Below are 18,236 nucleotides of genomic sequence, written 5' to 3'. Positions count from 1 at the left end.
GTGGCGGGCCGGGGGTCCGGTGGGCGTCAGCCGAGGTGTGCCGCGGGGGCGGGGGCCGGGGCGCCGGGCTTGGCGGGGGCGGGGCGCGGGGTGTTCATCACCACCGCCACCACCGCCGCGGCCACGACGAGGATCGCCGATGCCACCGTGTACGCCGAGCTGAAGCCCTCGACCAGGCCCGCCTTGACCACGTCCGGCACCGGCCCGCCCGCCGCCCGCCGCTCCTCCAGCGCACCCGCCGCCGGCAGCCGCTCGGCGAGGTAGTCGGCGGTGGTGCTTGTCGCGATGGTGTTGAGCAGCGCGGTGCCGATCGAGCCGCCGATCTGCTGCGCGGTGTTGACCGTCGCCGACGCCACCCCGGCCTCCTCCGCGCGCACGCCGTGGGTCGCGTAGTTGATCGCCGGGGCCATCACCATCCCCATCCCGAAGCCCAGGACCAGCTCCGCGGGCAGCACCCCGGCCGCGTACGAGGTGTCCACGTCCACCGTCGCCAGCCACCCGGTGCCGGCCGACGCGAGCAGCAGCCCGGGGACGATCAGCGCCCGCGGCGGCACCCGGGGCAGCAGCCGGCTGGCGAGCCCTCCGGCCCCCGCCAGTACCCCCGCCGTCAGCGGCAGGAACGCCACTCCGGTCTTCAGCGCGGAGTAGCCCATGACGACCTGCATGTAGTACGTGAGGAAGAGGAACATGGCGAACATCCCCACGGTGGCCAGCGCGATGCCCAGGAACGCGCTCCCCCGGGCCCGGCTGAGCACCACCCGCAGCGGCAGCAGCGGCGCCGCGGCGTTCCGCTCGTACAGCACGAAGCCGGTGAGCAGCGCCACGCCGAGGAAGAGCAGCCCGAGCACGAGCGCCGAGTCCCAGCCCTCCGACTCCGCCTCGCTGCACCCGTAGACGACGGCGACGAGGCCGGTGACCGCGAGCACCGCGCCCGGCCCATCGATCCTTTGCCGTACCTGCGGGCGGGTGTCGGCGGGCAGCACCCACCAGCCGGCCGCCGCCAGCACCGCGATGGGCACGTTCACGTAGAGGCACCAGCGCCAGTCCAGATACTCGGTCAGCGCGCCGCCCGCGACGAGGCCGATCGCGCCGCCGCCGGCGGCGATCGCGCCGAAGATGCCGAAGGCGCGGGCGCGGTCGCGCTGCTCGGTGAAGCTCGTGGTGAGCAGCGACAGCGCCGCCGGCGCGAGCAGCGCGGCGAACGCCCCCTGCGCGGCCCGCGCGCCCAGCAGCGCGCCGAAGCCGGGTGCCGCGCCGCCGAGCGCGGAGGCGGCGGCGAAGCCGACGAGCCCGGTGAGGAAGGCCCGGCGGCGGCCGGTGTAGTCGGCGATCCGGCCGCCGAGGAGCAGCAGGCCGCCGAAGGCCAGGGTGTACGCGGTGATCACCCATTGCCGGTCGCCGTCGGAGATGCCGAGGTCCGCCTGCGCGGACGGCAGGGCGATGTTCACGATCGTGACGTCCAGGACGATCATGAGCTGCGCCAGCCCGATGAAGGCGAGGGCGAGCCAGCGCCGTGATCCGGTCGCTTCCGTTTTTGTAGTGTCCATGCCACTATCTTTCTCGTGCGTGCTCGGGGTTTCGGGTGGCTGCGGGGTTTGCGGCGGGACCGGCGCTAGCCGTCGTTCCCGCCGACGATGCGGTCCGTCGCCCTGATGAACCGGGCGGCGGTGATCGCCGGGCCCGGCAGCCCCGCCCCGCGGGCGCGGGCGGCCTCGGGGCGCAGCCCGTCGAGATACAGCTCCAGATGGCGGTGGGCCAGCGCCTCGTCCTCCGCGAACCCGCCGCCGGGCAGCAGCAGCGTCAGCCGCATCACCATGAACGGCACGTCGCCGAAGACCACGTCGTCGCGGAGCCGGCCGGCCTGCTGCGCCCGTACGATCAGCTCCTGCACCGGCCGCAGCGTCCGCGCGCGCAGCTCCGCCAGCTCCTCGTCGATCCGGATCCGGCCGGAGAGCGCGGGGAGCACCGCGCCGATCCGCAGGTTGAGCGCCGTGTGGGCGAACCGGCGCAGCGCCTCGAACGGCTCGTCCCCGCCGGCCAGCGCCTCCTCGGCCGCGCCGCGCAGCTCGGCGAGGGTGGCGGCGGCGACGCCGCGGATCAGCGCCTCGCGGCTGCCGAAGTTGCGGTAGAGCGTGGCGATGCCCACGCCGGCCCGGCGGGCGACGTCCTCCAGCGGGGCGTCGGGGCCCTCGCCCACGAAGACCTCGCCGGCCGCCTTCAGGATCAGCTCACGGTTCCGCCGGGCGTCCGCGCGCATCGGGGTCCGCATGGCCACTCCTCAACCGAAGGGAAATTCTCCACTTACCCGCACCGTAGGACTGAACCGGAGAGATTTCATCCGTCTGGGGCGAAGTGAGAGGGCATCGCGCGAAGATCCTCCGTATCACGCCGCGGGCACCCCGGTCCGGCCGGAGAACCGGGCCCTGGCACGCGTACGGGCCCGGGCCGGCGGCATCGCTGCCGCCCGCCCGGGCCCGGCACCCGGGGGTCTCCCCCGGTCCGCTACTCGGTGAGGTTCACCGCGCGCGCCGAGGCCGCGCCGATCTCACCCGCGATCTCCTGCACGACGGCCGGCGGGATCGTGTCGTCCACGGTGAGCGCGACCAGCGCCTCGCCGCCCGCCTTGGCCCGCGACACCTGCATGCCGGCGATGTTGATGCCCGCCTCGCCCAGGATCCGGCCCATGGTGCCGACGACGCCGGGGCGGTCCCCGTAGCTGAAGAAGGCCATGTGGTCGGCGAGCGTCAGGTCCACGTCGTGCTCGCCGACGGCGACGATCTTCTGCTGGTGCTTCGGCCCGGAGAGCGTGCCGGAGACCGACACCTCCTCGCCGCTGGCGAGCGTGCCGCGCACCGTCACCACGTTGCGGTGGGCGTTCGACTCCGAGCTGGTGGTCAGCCGCACCTCGACGCCGCGCTCCTGCGCGAACAGCGGGGCGTTCACGTAGCTCACGGTCTCGGCGACGATGTCCTCGAAGACGCCCTTGAGCGCGGACAGCTCCAGCACCTTCACGTCGTGCTGCGTGATCTCGCCGCACACCTCCACGTCGAGCCGGACCGCGACCTCGCCGGCCAGCGCCGTGAAGATCCGGCCCAGCTTCTCGGCCAGCGGCAGCCCGGGCCGCACGTCCTCGGCGATGACGCCGCCCTGGACGTTGACCGCGTCCGGCACCAGCTCGCCGGCCAGCGCGAGCCGCACCGAGCGGGCCACGGAGATGCCCGCCTTCTCCTGCGCCTCGCCGGTGGAGGCGCCGAGGTGCGGGGTGGCGACGACGCTGTCGAACTGGAAGAGCGGCGAGTCCGTACACGGCTCGGTGGCGTAGACGTCGAGGCCCGCGCCCGCGACCCGGCCCTCCTTCAGCGCGGCGGTCAGCGCCTCCTCGTCCACGATGCCGCCGCGGGCGGCGTTGACGATCCGGACGGACGGCTTGACCTTCTGCAGCGCCTCGTCACCGATCAGACCCAGGGTCTCGGGGGTCTTCGGCAGGTGGACGGTGATGAAGTCGGAGGTCTCCAGCAGCTCGTCGAGCGAGACGAGCTTGACGCCCATCTGAGCGGCGCGCGCGGCCTGCACGTACGGGTCGTACGCCACGACGCTCATGCCGAACGCGGCCATGCGCTGCGCGACGAGCACGCCGATGCGGCCGAGGCCGACGACGCCGAGCACCTTCTCGTTCAGCTCGACGCCGGTGTACTTGGAGCGCTTCCACTCGCCGGCCTTCAGCGCGGCGTTGGCCTGCGGGATGTTGCGCGCGCTGGCGATGATCAGGCCGCAGGCCAGCTCGGCGGCGGTGACGATGTTGGAGGTCGGCGCGTTGACGACCATGACGCCGGCCTTGGTGGCGGCGGGCACGTCGACGTTGTCGAGACCGACGCCCGCGCGGGCGACGACCTTCAGCCGGCGCGCGGCGGCCACGGCCTCCGCGTCGACCTTGGTGGCGCTGCGGATCAGGATCGCGTCCACGTCGGCGATGGCGGCGAGCAGCTCGGCCCGGTCGGCGCCGTTGCAGTGGCGGATGTCGAAGTCGGGACCGAGGGCGTCGACGGTGGCCGGCGAGAGCTCCTCGGCGATCAGTACGGCGGGCTTCCCGGGGGTGGCGCCGGTTGCGGGGGCAGTGCTCACGTGGTCCTCACTGGATTCCTGTACGGGACGGCCGTCCCGACGGCCGCAGGTGGAGGGATGCAGGCGCCGGTCCGCCGGACAGACGCGTGCTGCCGCGTTTGAAGGACACACGACGCTGTGAGCCTGACGCGCGATGTATCAAGAGTGTAGTGGCGCCGGGCGGTGGCCGGGCGCCCCTGCGCCCCGCCACCGCCCGAACGAGCGACCCGGTCCGCTCAGTCCTTGTCGTCGACCCAGCTCATGAGCTTCCGCAGCTCCTTGCCGGTCGTTTCGATCAGGTGGTCGGCGTCGCGCTTCTTGTACTCGTTGTAGCGCGGCAGGCCGTTGTGGTACTCGGCCATCCAGTCCTTGGCGAACGAGCCGTCCTGGATCTCGCCGAGGATCTTCTTCATCTCGGCCTTGGTGTTGTCGTTGATGATCCGCGGCCCCGAGACGTAGTCGCCCCACTCGGCGGTCTCGGAGACCGACCAGCGCATCTTCTCCAGGCCGCCCTCGTACATGAGGTCCACGATGAGCTTCAGCTCGTGCAGGCACTCGAAGTACGCGATCTCCGGCTGGTAGCCCGCCTCGACCAGGGTCTCGAAGCCGGCCTTGACCAGCGCCGAGGTGCCGCCGCAGAGCACGGCCTGCTCGCCGAAGAGGTCGGTCTCGGTCTCCTCGGTGAAGGTGGTCTTGATGACGCCGGCGCGGGTGCCGCCGATGGCCTTCGCGTACGACAGGGCCAGCGCGAAGCCCCCGCCGCTGGCGTCCTGCTCGACGGCCGCGATGCACGGCACGCCGCGGCCCTCCTCGAACTGGCGGCGGACCAGGTGGCCCGGGCCCTTCGGGGCGACCATGCAGACGTCGACGTTGGCGGGCGGCTTGACGAAGCCGTAGCGGATGTTGAGGCCGTGGCCGAAGAACAGCGCGTCGCCGTCCTTGAGGTTGTCCTTCACGGACTCCTCGTAGACCTTGCCCTGCACCGGGTCCGGCACCAGCATCATGATCACGTCGGCCTCGGCGGCGGCCTCGGCGGGGGTGACGACCCGCAGGCCCTGCTCCTCGGCCTTCGCCCGGGACTTGGAGCCCTGGTGCAGGCCGACGCGGACGTCCACGCCGGAGTCGCGCAGCGACAGCGCGTGGGCGTGGCCCTGGCTGCCGTAGCCGAGGACCGCGACCTTGCGGCCCTGGATGATGGACAGGTCGGCGTCGTCGTCGTAGAACAGCTCGGCCACGGTTGCGATCTCCTTGAGTCTTGCGGTTGGCCCCACCGTACGTCTGGCGCGGCGGGGGGTCCTGGGGGGTTCGGGGGGCGCCCCCCGAAAAATCTTCCTTCACTGCGACTGCACGGAGTGCAGCAGGGATACGGCGGGGGCGGGGCGCCGCTGCGGCGGCACCCCGCCCGAGGGGTTACGCGGTCCTGTCGAGCGCGCGGAGGGAGCGGTCCGTGATGGAGCGGGCGCCGCGGCCGATGGCGATCGTGCCGGACTGGACCAGCTCCTTGATGCCGTACGGCTCCAGCATCTTCAGCATCGCCTCCAGCTTCTCGCCGCTGCCCGTGGCCTCGATCGTGACCGCCTCCGGGGAGACGTCCACGGTCTTGGCGCGGAAGAGCTGGACGATCTCGACGACCTGGGAGCGGGTCTCGTTGTCGGCGCGCACCTTCACCAGGACGAGCTCGCGCTGCACCGCCGCACCCGGCTCCAGCTCGACGATCTTCAGCACGTTGACGAGCTTGTTGAGCTGCTTGGTGACCTGCTCCAGGGGCTGGTCCTCGACGTTCACCACGATCGTCATCCGGGAGATGTCCGGGTGCTCGGTGGTGCCGACGGCGAGCGAGTCGATGTTGAAGCCGCGGCGGAAGAACATCGCGGAGATCCTGGCCAGGATGCCCGGCTTGTTCTCCACCAGGACCGACAGCGTGTGCTTGGACATGTCTTCGTCTCTCTCTTCGCTGCCCGGCCTCAGTCGTCTTCGCCGTCGCCGAAGTCCGGGCGGACGTCGCGCGCGGCCATGATCTCGTCGTTGGAGGTGCCGGCCGCGACCATCGGCCAGACCATCGCGTCCTGGTGGACGATGAAGTCCACGACGACGGGGCGGTCGTTGATGGCGTTGGCCTTCTCGATGACCGCGTCGAGCTGCTCGGGGTCCTCGCAGCGCAGGCCGACGCAGCCCATGGCCTCGGCGAGCTTGACGAAGTCCGGGCAGCGGGTGCCGGCGGCCTGGCGGGCCTGCTCCTCGGCGCCGCCGGCGCCCTCGGCCGCGCCGCCGTTGCCGTTCGGCCCGGAGTGCAGCACGGTGTTGGAGTAGCGGCGGTTGTAGAAGAGGGTCTGCCACTGGCGGACCATGCCCAGCGCGCCGTTGTTGATGATCGCGACCTTGATCGGGATGCCGTTCAGCGCGCAGGTGACCAGCTCCTGGTTGGTCATCTGGAAGCAGCCGTCGCCGTCGATGGCCCAGACCGTCGCGTCCGGCGCGCCGGCCTTGGCGCCCATCGCGGCCGGGACGGCGTAGCCCATGGTCCCGGCGCCGCCGGAGTTGAGCCAGGTGCGGGGCTTGTCGTAGTCGATGTAGTGGGCGGCCCACATCTGGTGCTGGCCGACACCCGCGGTGTAGACCGTGTCCTCCGGGGCCAGCTCGCCGATGCGCTGGATCACCTGCTGGGGCGAGAGGGTGCCGTCGGAGGGCAGGTCGTAGCCGAGGGGGTACGTCTCGCGCCAGCGGTCGAGCTGCTGCCACCACTCCGCGTACCGGCCGGTGCCCGTGCCCTGCCGGTCGCCCTGCTCCTGCTCGCTCTGCACCGCCACGATCAGGTCGGCGATGACCTCGCGGGCGTCGCCGACGATCGGCACGTCCGCCTCGCGGTTCTTGCCGATCTCCGCGGGGTCGATGTCGGCGTGCACGATCTTGGCGTACGGCGCGAAGGTGTCCAGCTTGCCGGTCACCCGGTCGTCGAACCGGGCGCCGAGCGCCACGATCAGGTCGGCCTTCTGCAGCGAGGTGACGGCGGCCACCGTGCCGTGCATGCCCGGCATGCCCAGGTGCTGCGGGTGGGTGTCGGGGAAGGCGCCGAGGCCCATGAGGGTGGTGACGACGGGCGCGCCGGTCAGCTCCGCGAGCACCTTCAGCTCGGCGGTGGCGCGGGCCTTGAGCACCCCGCCGCCGACGTACAGCACCGGGCGCCGGGCGGCGCCGACGAGCCGGGCGGCCTCGCGGATCTGCTTGGCGTGCGGCTTGGTGACCGGGCGGTAGCCGGGCAGCTCGTGCCGCGGCGGCCAGGAGAAGACGGTGGGCGACTGCAGCGTGTCCTTGGCGATGTCGACCAGCACCGGCCCCGGCCGCCCGGTGGAGGCGATGTGGAAGGCCTCGGAGATCACCCGCGGGATGTCCGCCGGATCGGTGACGAGGAAGTTGTGCTTCGTGATCGGCATGGTGATGCCGCAGATGTCCGCTTCCTGGAAGGCGTCGGTGCCGATCGACTTGACCACCACCTGGCCGGTGATCGCGACCAGCGGCACGGAGTCCATGTGCGCGTCGGCGATCGGGGTGACGAGGTTGGTCGCGCCCGGGCCCGAGGTGGCCATGCAGACGCCGACCTTGCCGGTGGCCTGCGCGTACCCGGTGGCGGCGTGGCCCGCGCCCTGCTCGTGGCGGACGAGGACGTGCCGGACCTTCGTGGAGTCCATCAGCGGGTCGTACGCGGGGAGGATGGTCCCGCCCGGAATGCCGAACACCGTGTCCGCGCCCACGGCCTCCAGGGCGAGGATGAGGGACTGCGCGCCCGTCACGGTCTTGTCTGCCGGTGTGTGCCCCGGAACGCGGGACTGTCCCCCGCTGCGGGCCCGCGGCGGCTGCGGGTGGGGCTCACTCCGCGGGGGAGCCTGCTCGGTCATCGGTTTCTCTTCTCGTCTTCGATCGGTGCGAGGGTTGGGTTGGAGCAGCGGGTTCGAGCAACAAAAAACCCCTCGTGCCGGATGGCAAGCGAGGGGAGCGCGTCGGCGCGGTCCGGGAGTCGGGATCCGCTTCAGCCGACGCGCTGTCCAAGTACGAGAATTCGGGTGCGCATGGACCAGACCTTGCCCCCGGCGCGCCGGGGGTGTCAAGTTCGTGGAACCCGGGTCTCACTATGTGAGCGCAATGGCCGATGCGTCCTCTTCCGGCAGCGCGAACGCTCCCAGGGCCAGTGCGTCCCGTACTCGCTCCTCCTCCAGTGGTTCGCAGTAGGCCATGCCCTGCGCGTGCCGGCATCCCAGCGCGCGCAGTACCTCGGCCTGCTCGGGCAGGTCGACTCCCTCGGCGGTCGAGTCCAGGCCCAGCTCGCCGGCGATGCCGATCATCCCGGCCGCGATGGCACGCAGCCGGGGTGATTCGGCCAGGCCGTCGACCAGGCCGCGGTCCAGCTTGAGCACGTCCACCGGCAGCCGGCGCAGCGCGGCGATGGCGGCGTGACCGCTGCCGAAGCCGTCGAGCGCGATGCGCACGCCGAGGCGGCGCAGCGCCACCAGGCGCCGCTCCAGCTCGTCCATGCCGGCCCGGGCGTCGCTGTCGGCGACCTCGATGGTCAGCGCGCCGGGCGGCAGCCCGTGCCGCATCAGCAGCGCCTCCACCAGTTGCGGGGACATGCTCCGGTCGGTGAGCCGGGCGGCGGACATCCGTACGGTCACGGGGATGCCCATGCCCGCTTCGTACCGCGCGGCGGCCTGCTCGACCGTCGCCTCCAGCAGCCAGCGCGCCAGCTCCGCGGTACGGGCCCGGTCCTGCCCGCTGCCGCGCCCGCCGGTGTCCGGCGGGCCCTGCATGAACTCGGCCGGCGTGTGCACGATGCCCTGTGCCGAGCGCCAGCGCGGCTGCGCCGACAGCGCCGCCAGCCGCCCGCTCGACAGCTCCACCACCGGCTGGTGGACGAGCGTGAACTGCCCGTCGTCCAGCGCGGAGCGCAGCCGGTTCGCCATCTCTATCCGGCGTACCACCTCGGCCTGCATCTGCGGCGCGTACAGCTCGACGCGCGCCTTGCCCGCCTGCTTGGCGCGGTACATCGCCAGGTCGGCGTTGCGCATCAGCTCCGCGGGCGTGCTGCCGGGCTCGGCGAAGGCCACGCCGATGCTGGCCGCGACCCGCACCTCGACGCCGCCGGCGGTGTACGGCTCGGAGAGCCGCACCCGCAGCCGGTCGGCGACCTCGCGGGTGCGCCGCTCGCGCCCGGCGCCGTCGGACCGGTTCTCGCCCGCCGCGCCGCCGACGAGCAGCACCGCGAACTCGTCGCCGCCGAGCCGGGCCGCCGAGTCCCCGGAGCGGATCGACTCCTGCAGCCGGCGGCCGGCCTGGATGAGCAGCTCGTCCCCGGCGGCGTGGCCCACGGTGTCGTTGACCGCCTTGAAGCCGTCGAGGTCGATGAAGAGCACGGCCGCGTTCGCGTCCCCGGCCCGCCGGCCGCCGAGGGCGTGGCCGACGCGCTCGGTGAAGAGCGCCCGGTTCGGCAGGTCGGTGAGCGCGTCGTGGGAGGCGCTGTGCTGCAACTGCGCCTGGAGCCGGACGCGCTCGGTGACGTCCCGGGAGTTGAAGATCAGGCCGTTGTGGTGCCGGTTGACCGTCGACTCGACGTTCAGCCAGCCGTCCTCACCGTAGCCGCCCTCGCCGGCGCGGGCGCCGCGGCGGCCCCGGCCGGCCCGGAAGCGGCACTCGATGCGGATCGAGCGCGCCCCGCCGGGCGGCGCCGACAGGAACCGGCGCACCTCGTGCAGCACCCGGCCCAGGTCGTCGGGGTGGATGAGCCCGGCCAGCTCGCAGCCGACCAGCTCCTCCGGGTCCGTGCCGTAGACCCCCTGGGCGGCCGGGCTGACGTAGCGCAGCACGCCGGACGGCGCCGCGATCATGATGACGTCGCTCGACCCCTGCACCAGCGAGCGGAAGTGGTTCTCCTTCTGGGCCAGCTCCTGGGTGAGGCTGATGTTGTCCAGCAGCATGATCGCCTGGCGGACGACCAGCGCCAGCACGACCGTGCACGCGGTCATCAGCACCACGCGGTCGACACTGTGGCCGTCCAGCAGGTTGTAGAGGATCCCCAGCGTGCAGACCCCGGCCGCGAGATACGGCGCGAGCGCGCCGATGTGCCCGGCGATGGGGCGGCCGCGTTCCTTCTGGCCGGGCTCCTCGGCCTCCTCCGCCTCCTCGGCCCTGCCGACCCAGGGGGCGTACGCGAGGAGCACCGAGCCGGCGAACCAGCCGGCGTCCAGCAACTGCCCCGAGCGGTACTGCTCCTGGAGCAGCGGCGAGGTGAACAGCGCGTCGCACAGCACGGTGAGCACCAGCGCGCCGATCGCCGTGTTGATCGCGGAGCGGCCCGCCGCGGTGCGCCGGAAGTGCAGTGCCAGCACCATGCTCACCAGCACGATGTCCAGCAGCGGGTACGCGAGCGAGAGCGCGACCCGCGGCACCGACTCGTCGTCCCCCGCCGCGTGCGCCAGGGCGAGCGTCCAGGAGATGGTGAGCAGGGAGCCGCCGATGAGCCAGGTGTCCAGGCCCAGGCAGATCCAGCCCGCTCTGCTCACCGGCCGCCGGGCCAGCACCAGCAGTCCGATGACCGCCGGCGGCGCGAAGAGCAGGAAGAAGAAGTCCGCCACGGAGACCTCGGGCAGGGGGCGCCGGAGCACGACCTCGTACCAGCCCCAGATCCCGTTGCCGATGCCCGCCATGGCGGACGAGACGCCGAACATGAGCCAGGCCGGCCGGAAGCGGCCCTGGCGGATACGCGCGTAGTAGAGACACGAGAAGGCGGCCGCGAACGCCGCCGCGCTCAGCCCGAAGTCCCCCATGATCAGGGCGATCCGGGAAGAGCCCCAGCCCAGAGCGGCACCGGTGGCATACCCCGCGCAGAGCACCGCGAGGACCAGTTGGGGTACGAACCCCGCGGGCAACGGCGGCCTGGGCACCACCGCCCCGATCGACGCGGTCACCGCGCCCCCCGGCTGCCGGGAGCCGGCCCCGTCCGCGGCCGCGCCGCGACGCCGGCTCTCAGGACCGGGAGGCGCGCGGGACTACCGCGCTGCCCGCGTCCCGGAAAGGATTCCCACTTGCCGTGCATGTGCCCATCGCCCCCCTCGATATCGGATGCGCCGCCGGCAGCGGGCCGGCCACGTTGACGTCGGGAGCAATCCCCGCTGCGGACGATACACCAGGTTCGTCACGCAGGGACATACTTCCTCTACGGAGCGTAACTAAAACCGAGAGTTGCCTGTCAACTACGTAGAGTGTTCATGCGGTTGTCCATCAGGCAACGGCGACCACGTGCTCCACCGGTTCACCTGCGGCGAACCGCCGCAACTGGGCACGCAGCAGCCTCTCCGCACGCGGCCGGAAGGCGGACGTGGGCCCGCCGGTGTGCGGGCTGATCAGCGCTCCCGCTGCATGCCACAGCGGGTGCCCCGGCGGCAGCGGCTCGGGGTCCGTCACGTCGAGCGCGGCCCGCAGCCGGCCCGGTGTCACCTCGTCCAGCAGGGCCTTCGTGTCGACGACGGCACCGCGGGCGACGTTCACGAGCAGCGCGCCGTCCTTCATCCGGGCCAGGAACCCGGCGTCGACGAGGCCGCGGGTGGCGTCGGTCAGCGGGGTCGTCACGATCACCACGTCGGCGGCGGGCAGCAACTCCCCTACGCCGTCGAGGGCGTGGACAGGGCCGCGCGGTGTGGTGCGCGGGGAGCGCGCGATGCGTATGACCCGCTCGCACTCAAAGCCCGCAAGCCGGTCTTCCACCGCGCCTCCGATGGCGCCGTAGCCGAGGATCAGCACGGTCTTGTCGGCGAGCGACGGGTGGAAGCCGCCGCGCCACTCCTCCGCGTCCTGGTTACGGACGAAGTCGGGGATGCCGCGCAGCGAGGCGAGGGTGAGCGCGAGCGCCAGCTCCGCGGTCGACGCCTCGTGCACGCCGCGGGCGTTGCACAGCCGGGTCCCCGGCGGCAGCGTGGACAGCCTGGGCAGGAAGTCGTCGACCCCGGCGGTGAGCGTCTGCAGCACCTTCAGCGCCGTCATCCGCGGCACCGGGTCGTGCGTGATCCGGCGCATGTAGGGGGCCACCAGGAACACGCAGTCCGCCGGGTCCGCGGGGAACTCGGGCTCGGCGTCCCAGTGGACGTAGTCGAGTTCCGGCGGCAGACCGGTGATCTGGTCCGGCGGAATCGGCAGCCACACCTGTCCATCGCTCATGGGTACGAGGCTAGGTGATCGACGCGGGCGCGCGGGGCGTGAGGAGGGCGTGCGGCGGCCGGAAGCCGCCGGCCGGGTGTCGGCGCCAGGGTTTAGTGTGCCTTGCGTGGAGCGCAGGACGATCGGGGCGGCGGCCCTGGAGGTGGGCGCGGTCGGCCTCGGCTGCATGCCGATGAGCTGGGCGTACAGCACGTCACGGCAGCAGGGCGACGAGTCCGTACGCGCCGTGTGCGCGGCGCTCGACGCCGGCGTGAGCCTGCTGGACACCGCCGACATGTACGGGCCGTTCACCAACGAGCTGCTGGTCGGCCGGGTGCTCAAGGAGCGGCGCGCGGACGCGTTCGTCTCCACCAAGGTCGGCCTCCTCGTCGGCGAGCAGCACGTCGTCGCCAACGGCCGCCCCGCGTACGTCAGGCGCGCCTGCGACGCCTCGCTGCGCCGGCTCCAGACCGACGTCATCGACCTGTACCAACTGCACCGCGAGGACCCGGAGGTCCCGGTCGAGGAGACCTGGGGGGCGATGGCCGAGCTGGTGGCGGCGGGCAAGGTGCGCTCGCTGGGGTTCTGCGCGGTCGGCGCGCGGGCGGACCGCCGGGCGGGCGGCGGGATGTACGACGCGACGATCCGCCGGCTGGGCCGGGTGCAGCAGGTGTTCCCGGTCAGCAGCGTGCAGGCGGAGCTGTCGGTCTGGTCGCCGGAGGCGCTGGCGAGCCTGCTGCCGTGGTGCGAGGCGCGGCAGGTCGGGTTCCTCGCGGCGATGCCGCTGGGGCACGGGTTCCTCACCGGCACGCTGACGCCGGGGCAGGGCTTCGAGCCGGACGACATACGGGCCAGGCACCCGCGGTTCACCGCCGAGATGATGGCGGCGAACCAGCCGGTGGTCGCCGGGCTGCGCCGGGTCGCCGAGCGGCACGGCGCGACGCCGGCGCAGGCGGCGCTGGCGTGGGTGCTGGCGCAGGGGGCGCACGTGGTCCCGGTGCCGGGGGCGAAGCGGGCGCGGTGGTCGGTGGAGAACGCCGCGGCGGCGGGGCTGCGGCTGGGGCCCGCGGACCTGGCGGAGATCGCGGCGCTGCCGCCGGCGCAGGGATCGTGGGAGTAGCCGCGCGGACGGCCTTCCGGCCGGGGGCCGCCGGGCGGCCGGTGCGTACGCGCGCGGGCGGGCGGGCTCGTACGGACGCGTGACGCCCGTCGGTACGGGCGGGAACGCCCCACCGGCGCGCGGTGTACGCCCGGTTGTGATGTGCTGGGTACGTTCCGGCCGCCGCCCGCCGAAGGAGAACCGTCCCGTGAGAGCCCGCGCCTTCACCGCCGTGGCCGCCGCCGCACTCGTGCTCGCCGCAGGCTGCTCGTCGGGCGACGACGACGGGGCCGGCGGGAAGGACGCGTCGTCCTCCACCGCCCCCGCCGGCAGCGGCGGCGCCACCGACGGGGGCGAGCCGCCGCCGGCCAAGGGCTCCGCGAAGGTCGTCGGCACCGTCGCCGAGAACCTGGAGACCCCGTGGGGCCTGGCCGAGCTGCCCGGCGGCGACCTGCTGGTCTCCTCCCGCGACACCGGCACCGTCTACCACGTGGCGGCCGGGGGCGGGAAGGTCACCGAGGCCGGCGAGGTGCCGGGCGTGCAGCGCGAGCCGGGCAACGAGGGCGGCCTGCTGGGACTCGCGCTCGGCGCCGACGAGATGCTCTACGCCTACTTCACCTCCGACAGCGACAACCGCATCGTACGGATGACGTACGACTCGGACGGGGCGGAGGGCAACCGGCTGGGCGCGCCGGACACCGTCTTCCGCGGCATCCCCAAGGGCGGCCGGCACAACGGCGGGAGGATCGCGTTCGGCCCGGACAAGATGCTGTACGTGGGCACCGGCGAGGCCGGCGAGCCGGCGCTGGCGCAGGACATGGACTCGCTGGGCGGCAAGATCCTGCGGATGACGCCCGACGGCGAGCCGGCGCGCGGCAACCCGGAGGCGGGCTCGGTGGTGTACTCGTACGGCCACCGCAACGTGCAGGGGCTGGCCTGGGACGACGACAAGCGGCTGTGGGCGGCGGAGTTCGGCGACCAGAAGTGGGACGAGCTGAACCTCATCGAGCCGGGGAAGAACTACGGCTGGCCCGAGGTCGAGGGCAAGGAGAACCGCGACGGCTTCGTCGACCCCGTCGTGCAGTGGCCCACCCCGGACGCCTCGCCGAGCGGCATCGCGTTCGCGGACGGGTCGATCTGGATGGCGTCGCTCCGCGGCGAGCGGCTGTGGCGGATCCCGCTGGACGGCACAAAGGCGGCGGCGGACCCGCAGGCGTTCTTCGACGGCACGTACGGGCGGCTGCGCACGGTGCAGCGGGCGTCGGACGGCGATCTGCTGCTGATGACCAACGAGACGGACCTGCGCGGCACGCCGGAGAAGGGCGACGACCGCATCCTGCGGCTGGAGGTCAGCTAGGCCCTGTCCGGCACATAGCGCCGTCCGCCCTCTGGGCGGGCTCCCCCACAGCGCGCAAGCGCGCGTGGGCGGTACCCCCGGACGCAGGCGGGATCTGCCAGACAGGGCCTGGGCCCCGCCCGGAACGCGTACGCCAGGAGGCGTACGCGGGCAGACGTGCTGGGGCGAAGACTCAGGCGCCCTCGAAGAGCCGCAGCCGGTGCGCCACCGCCGCCGCCTCGCCCCGCGCCGCCACCCCCAGCTTCGCCAGGATGTGGGACACGTGCACACTCGCCGTCTTCGGCGAGATGAACAGCTCCTCGGCGATCTGCCGGTTGCTCCGCCCCGCCGCCACCAGCCGCAGCACGTCCGCCTCCCGCGCCGTCAGCCCCAGCGACTCCGCCGGATCCTCCGGTTCCGCCGGGGCGGCGGCCGCGGTCAGGGCGATCCGGGCGCGGGCAGCCAGGGCCTCCGCGTCGCGGACGAGCCCGGCCGCGCCGAGGTCCCTCGCCGTGTCGTACGCGAGCCGCAGCACCCGCGCCGCGCCGTCCCGGGCGGCGGCCGCGGCCTGGCCGCCCGCGAGCGCCGACTCCGCCCAGCGGTAGCGGGTCACGGCCTGCTCGTACGGCCACTCCAGCTCCGCCCACGCCGCCTCGGCCTCCGCCCAGCGGGCCGTCGCGTCGCGGCCCTCGGCCGCGCACAGCTCCGCCTCCGTCATCAGCGCCAGCGCCTCCCACGGCGGCGCGAACCGCGGCAGGTTGCGCATCGCCGCGCGGATCGCGGCCAGCGCCGCGGGCCGGCCCGTCTCGGCCGCGGGCAGCCCGCGCAGCCGGGCCTCGGCGCCCGCGGTGGCGTACAGCAGCGGCCAGGCGTAGCGCTGCATGCCCAGCCGCAGCCCGTCGCCGACGGCCTGCCCGAACGCGGCGCGCACGTCGGCGACCCGCCCCTCCGCGGCGGCCAGCCGGATCGTCATCCCGGCCCGCGGCAGCTCGTACTGCGGCTGCCGGTCGTTGCCGAACTCCTCGCGGGCCGCGGCGAGTTCGCCGCGCACGACGGCGTAGTCCCCGCGCAGCAGCGCCAGCAGCGCCCGGTCCAGCAGCGCGCTACCGCGCAACTGCGTGCTGCGCGCGGTGCGGAACTGCGCGTCCACGGCCTCCTCGGCTTCGTCCCAGCGGCCGAGCGACAGCAGCGCGTTGGCGCGGTTGCCGTGGCTGAGCGAGAGGTACGTGGCCAGCCCCGAGTCGGCCAGCATCGCGATCGCCTCCTCGGCCGCGGCGAGCGACTCCGCGGACCTGCCGACGCCTTCGAGGGCCGAGGGCAGGTTCGCGTACGCCCGGGCCGCGGCCACCACGAGGCCGTCGGCCACCGCCCGCTCCCGTACCGCGTGGAACTCCGCGATGCCGCCCTCGACATCGCCGGAGTCGACCATCATCCAGGCCCGCGGGATGCGCACGGTCAGCTCGGTCTCCTCGGCGCCGACCAGCCGGGCCAGTTGTACGGCGCGCTCCGCGGCCTCGATCGCGCCGCCGCCGGGGGTGTGCATCGCCTGCCAGTTGGCGACCTCGGCGAGCACCTGCGCATGTACCGGCGACGGCGGCAGGCCGCGGACCAGTTCCTGCGCCCGGTCCAGGTCCGCCCAGCCGTCGCCGCGGCCGAGGCCCTGGACGCAGCGGGCGCGCTCGACGCGGAACCACGCGGCGCGCAGCGGCGCGCGCGTGCCGAGCAGCCGCAGCGCCCGGTCGCCGAGCGTGATCGCCCTGCCGTACGCGGACGCGAGCCGGGCCGCGAACACCGTCTCGGCCAGCAGGTCGGCGAACTCGGGCTCCTCGGCGCGCGGGTAGGCGCCGCCGGAGTCCGGCACGGTACGGGAGGCGGGCGGCGCCTCGTCCCACAGCGCGACGGCCCGCTCCAGCAGCGCGAGCTGGTCGGCGAAGGCGTGCCGGGCGCGGGCGTCCGCGGCGGCGGCGAGGACGGCGGGCAGGGCGCGGGCGGGATCGCCGGCCAGATACCAGTAGCCGGCCAGCCGCGCGGGGCGCTCGTCGGCCCGTACGAGGGCGGGGTCGGCCTCCAGCGCCTCGGCGAAGCGGCGGCTGAGGCGGGCGCGTTCGCCGGGCAGCAGGTCTTCGGAGACGGCCTCGCGCATCAGGGCGTGCCGGAAGCGGTACGCGTCCACCCGCTCGTCCGCCGGGAGCAGCACCCCGGCGCCGATGGCGGTCCGGAGCGCGTCGAAGAGGGCGTCCTCGCCGAGCCCGGAGACGGAGGCGAGCAGCGCGGTGTCGACGCGGTCGCCGCCGACCGCGGCCAGTGCGACGATCCGGCGGGCGGGGTCCGGCAGCGCCTCGGCCCGTACGAGCAGCAGGTCGCGCAGCGACTCGCCGATCCCGCCCGCGGGGCGCCCGGCGACCGGGCCGCCCCTGCCGCCCGTGCCGGCGCCGAGGCCCGCGGCCAGCTCCTCGACGAAGAACGCGTTGCCGTCCGAGCGCCCGTAGACCTCCGCCACCAGGTCCTCCGGCGGCTCGCCGCCGCGCAGCCAGGCGAGCTGGCTGCGCACCTCGTCGCGGCTGAACCGGGCCAGCTCGAACCGGCGGACGCCGCGCAGCCGGTCCAGCTCGGCGAGGCCGGGGCGCAGCGGGTGGCGGCGGTGCAGGTCGTCGGAGCGGTAGGTGGCGACGACGAGCAGCCGGGCGGCCTGGACGGAGCGCAGCAGGTAGCCGAGGAGTTCGCGGGTGGAGTGGTCGGCCCAGTGCAGGTCCTCGACGACCAGCACGAGCACCCGCTCGCCGGCCAGCTTCTCCAGCATCCGGGCGGCCAGCTCGTACAGCCGCGCCCGCCCGGCCTCGCCCTGGGCGGCCGCCGGCACGTCGGGGATCGGCCCCAGCTCGGGCAGCAGCCGGGCCAGCTCGCCCTCCTGCCCGGCGACGGCCTCGTCCAGCCGGTCGCCGAGGCGGCGGCGCAGGGCGCGCAGCGCGGTGGAGAAGGGCGCGAAGGGGAGGCCGTCGGCGCCGGACTCGATGCAGTTGCCGACGGCGGTGACCGCACCGGCGGCCTCGGCGCGCGCCAGGAACTCCTCCACCAGCCGGGACTTGCCGACGCCCGCCTCACCGCCGACGAGCACGGCGCACGGCTCCCCCGCGGCGGCCCGCTCGTACGCCTCCGTCAGCGCGCCCAGCTCCGCGGCGCGGCCGACGAAGACCCGGGCGCCGGTGCGCGTGCCGGCGTCCGCGCCTGCCGGCTCCGAGGGCTCCGGGGACTCCACGCGACCGAGCATCGCACGTCACGCGGCCGGGCGCGGCGCCGGCCCGGAGGTCGCCGGGGAACCGGGCGCGGCCGGGGCCGCGGGGGGCCGCTGGAGGGCCGTATGAGGGGGTCCTCGGCGCCCGTAAGAGGGGCCTTAGGCCGCGGGGCCCGGCCGGGGCGGGCATCTAAGGCGCCGGGCGCGGAGAGATGAGGAAGTCGCCCGATGCGCCGCACCCGCCTGGGAGACGAGTCTTGAGGCACAGGGAGAACACGGCGAGGAAGCCG

The 18,236-nt window shown here is 74.0% G+C and carries 11 protein-coding genes; 2 read left to right on the top strand and 9 right to left on the bottom strand.

Going from position 1 to position 18,236, the window contains the following annotated elements:
• Positions 1-26: 26 nt before the first annotated feature.
• The 8 genes from FB457_RS31555 to FB457_RS31520 all read right to left on the bottom strand — a co-directional run bounded on the left by FB457_RS31555 (position 27) and on the right by FB457_RS31520 (position 12,285).
• Positions 27-1,547 (bottom strand): MFS transporter, encoded by a 1,521-nt coding sequence (locus tag FB457_RS31555; protein ID WP_047018280.1) that lies wholly within the window; start codon positions 1,545-1,547, stop codon positions 27-29.
• A 65-nt stretch (positions 1,548-1,612) separates the two neighbouring features.
• Positions 1,613-2,269, bottom strand: a complete 657-nt coding sequence (locus tag FB457_RS31550; RefSeq protein WP_047018279.1) for a TetR/AcrR family transcriptional regulator — start codon at positions 2,267-2,269, stop codon at positions 1,613-1,615.
• A 233-nt stretch (positions 2,270-2,502) separates the two neighbouring features.
• A complete protein-coding gene (gene serA, locus FB457_RS31545) occupies positions 2,503-4,122 on the bottom strand; it encodes a phosphoglycerate dehydrogenase (protein ID WP_047018278.1) in 1,620 nt (539 codons plus the stop codon).
• A gap of 215 nt (positions 4,123-4,337) precedes the next feature.
• Complete coding sequence (ilvC, locus tag FB457_RS31540; RefSeq protein WP_047018277.1) at positions 4,338-5,336, bottom strand: ketol-acid reductoisomerase; 999 nt, start codon at positions 5,334-5,336, stop codon at positions 4,338-4,340.
• A gap of 175 nt (positions 5,337-5,511) precedes the next feature.
• Entirely contained in the window at positions 5,512-6,036 is a 525-nt protein-coding gene (gene ilvN, locus FB457_RS31535) for an acetolactate synthase small subunit (protein WP_018838935.1), read from the bottom strand.
• Between the two features lie 29 nt (positions 6,037-6,065).
• Positions 6,066-7,994 carry an acetolactate synthase large subunit gene (locus FB457_RS31530; protein ID WP_047018276.1) on the bottom strand — a complete coding sequence of 643 codons (1,929 nt, stop codon included), beginning with the start codon at positions 7,992-7,994 and terminating at the stop codon, positions 6,066-6,068.
• A gap of 231 nt (positions 7,995-8,225) precedes the next feature.
• Positions 8,226-11,054: an EAL domain-containing protein gene (locus tag FB457_RS31525; protein WP_145784068.1), complete on the bottom strand. Its 2,829-nt coding sequence runs from the start codon at positions 11,052-11,054 to the stop codon at positions 8,226-8,228.
• A 313-nt stretch (positions 11,055-11,367) separates the two neighbouring features.
• Positions 11,368-12,285, bottom strand: a complete 918-nt coding sequence (locus tag FB457_RS31520) for a 2-hydroxyacid dehydrogenase (RefSeq protein WP_047018274.1) — start codon at positions 12,283-12,285, stop codon at positions 11,368-11,370.
• 121 nt (positions 12,286-12,406) lie between these two features.
• Here FB457_RS31520 and FB457_RS31515 point away from each other — a divergent pair, with 121 nt between their 5' ends.
• Both FB457_RS31515 and FB457_RS31510 read left to right on the top strand, forming a co-directional pair.
• Positions 12,407-13,399 (top strand): aldo/keto reductase, encoded by a 993-nt coding sequence (locus FB457_RS31515; RefSeq protein WP_047018273.1) that lies wholly within the window; start codon positions 12,407-12,409, stop codon positions 13,397-13,399.
• Positions 13,400-13,586: 187 nt separating this feature from the next.
• Positions 13,587-14,735, top strand: coding sequence for a PQQ-dependent sugar dehydrogenase (locus FB457_RS31510; RefSeq protein ID WP_145784066.1), 1,149 nt, complete (start codon positions 13,587-13,589; stop codon positions 14,733-14,735).
• A gap of 172 nt (positions 14,736-14,907) precedes the next feature.
• Here the strand turns inward: FB457_RS31510 and FB457_RS31505 are convergent, their stop codons facing one another.
• A complete protein-coding gene (locus tag FB457_RS31505; RefSeq protein WP_145784065.1) occupies positions 14,908-17,982 on the bottom strand; it encodes a helix-turn-helix transcriptional regulator in 3,075 nt (1,024 codons plus the stop codon).
• Between the last annotated feature and the right edge of the window lie 254 nt (positions 17,983-18,236).

The organism is Streptomyces sp. CNZ287 (assembly GCF_007827615.1).
Note: the sequence above shows the minus strand (reverse complement) of the source record. Positions and strands in the feature narration are given on the sequence as shown.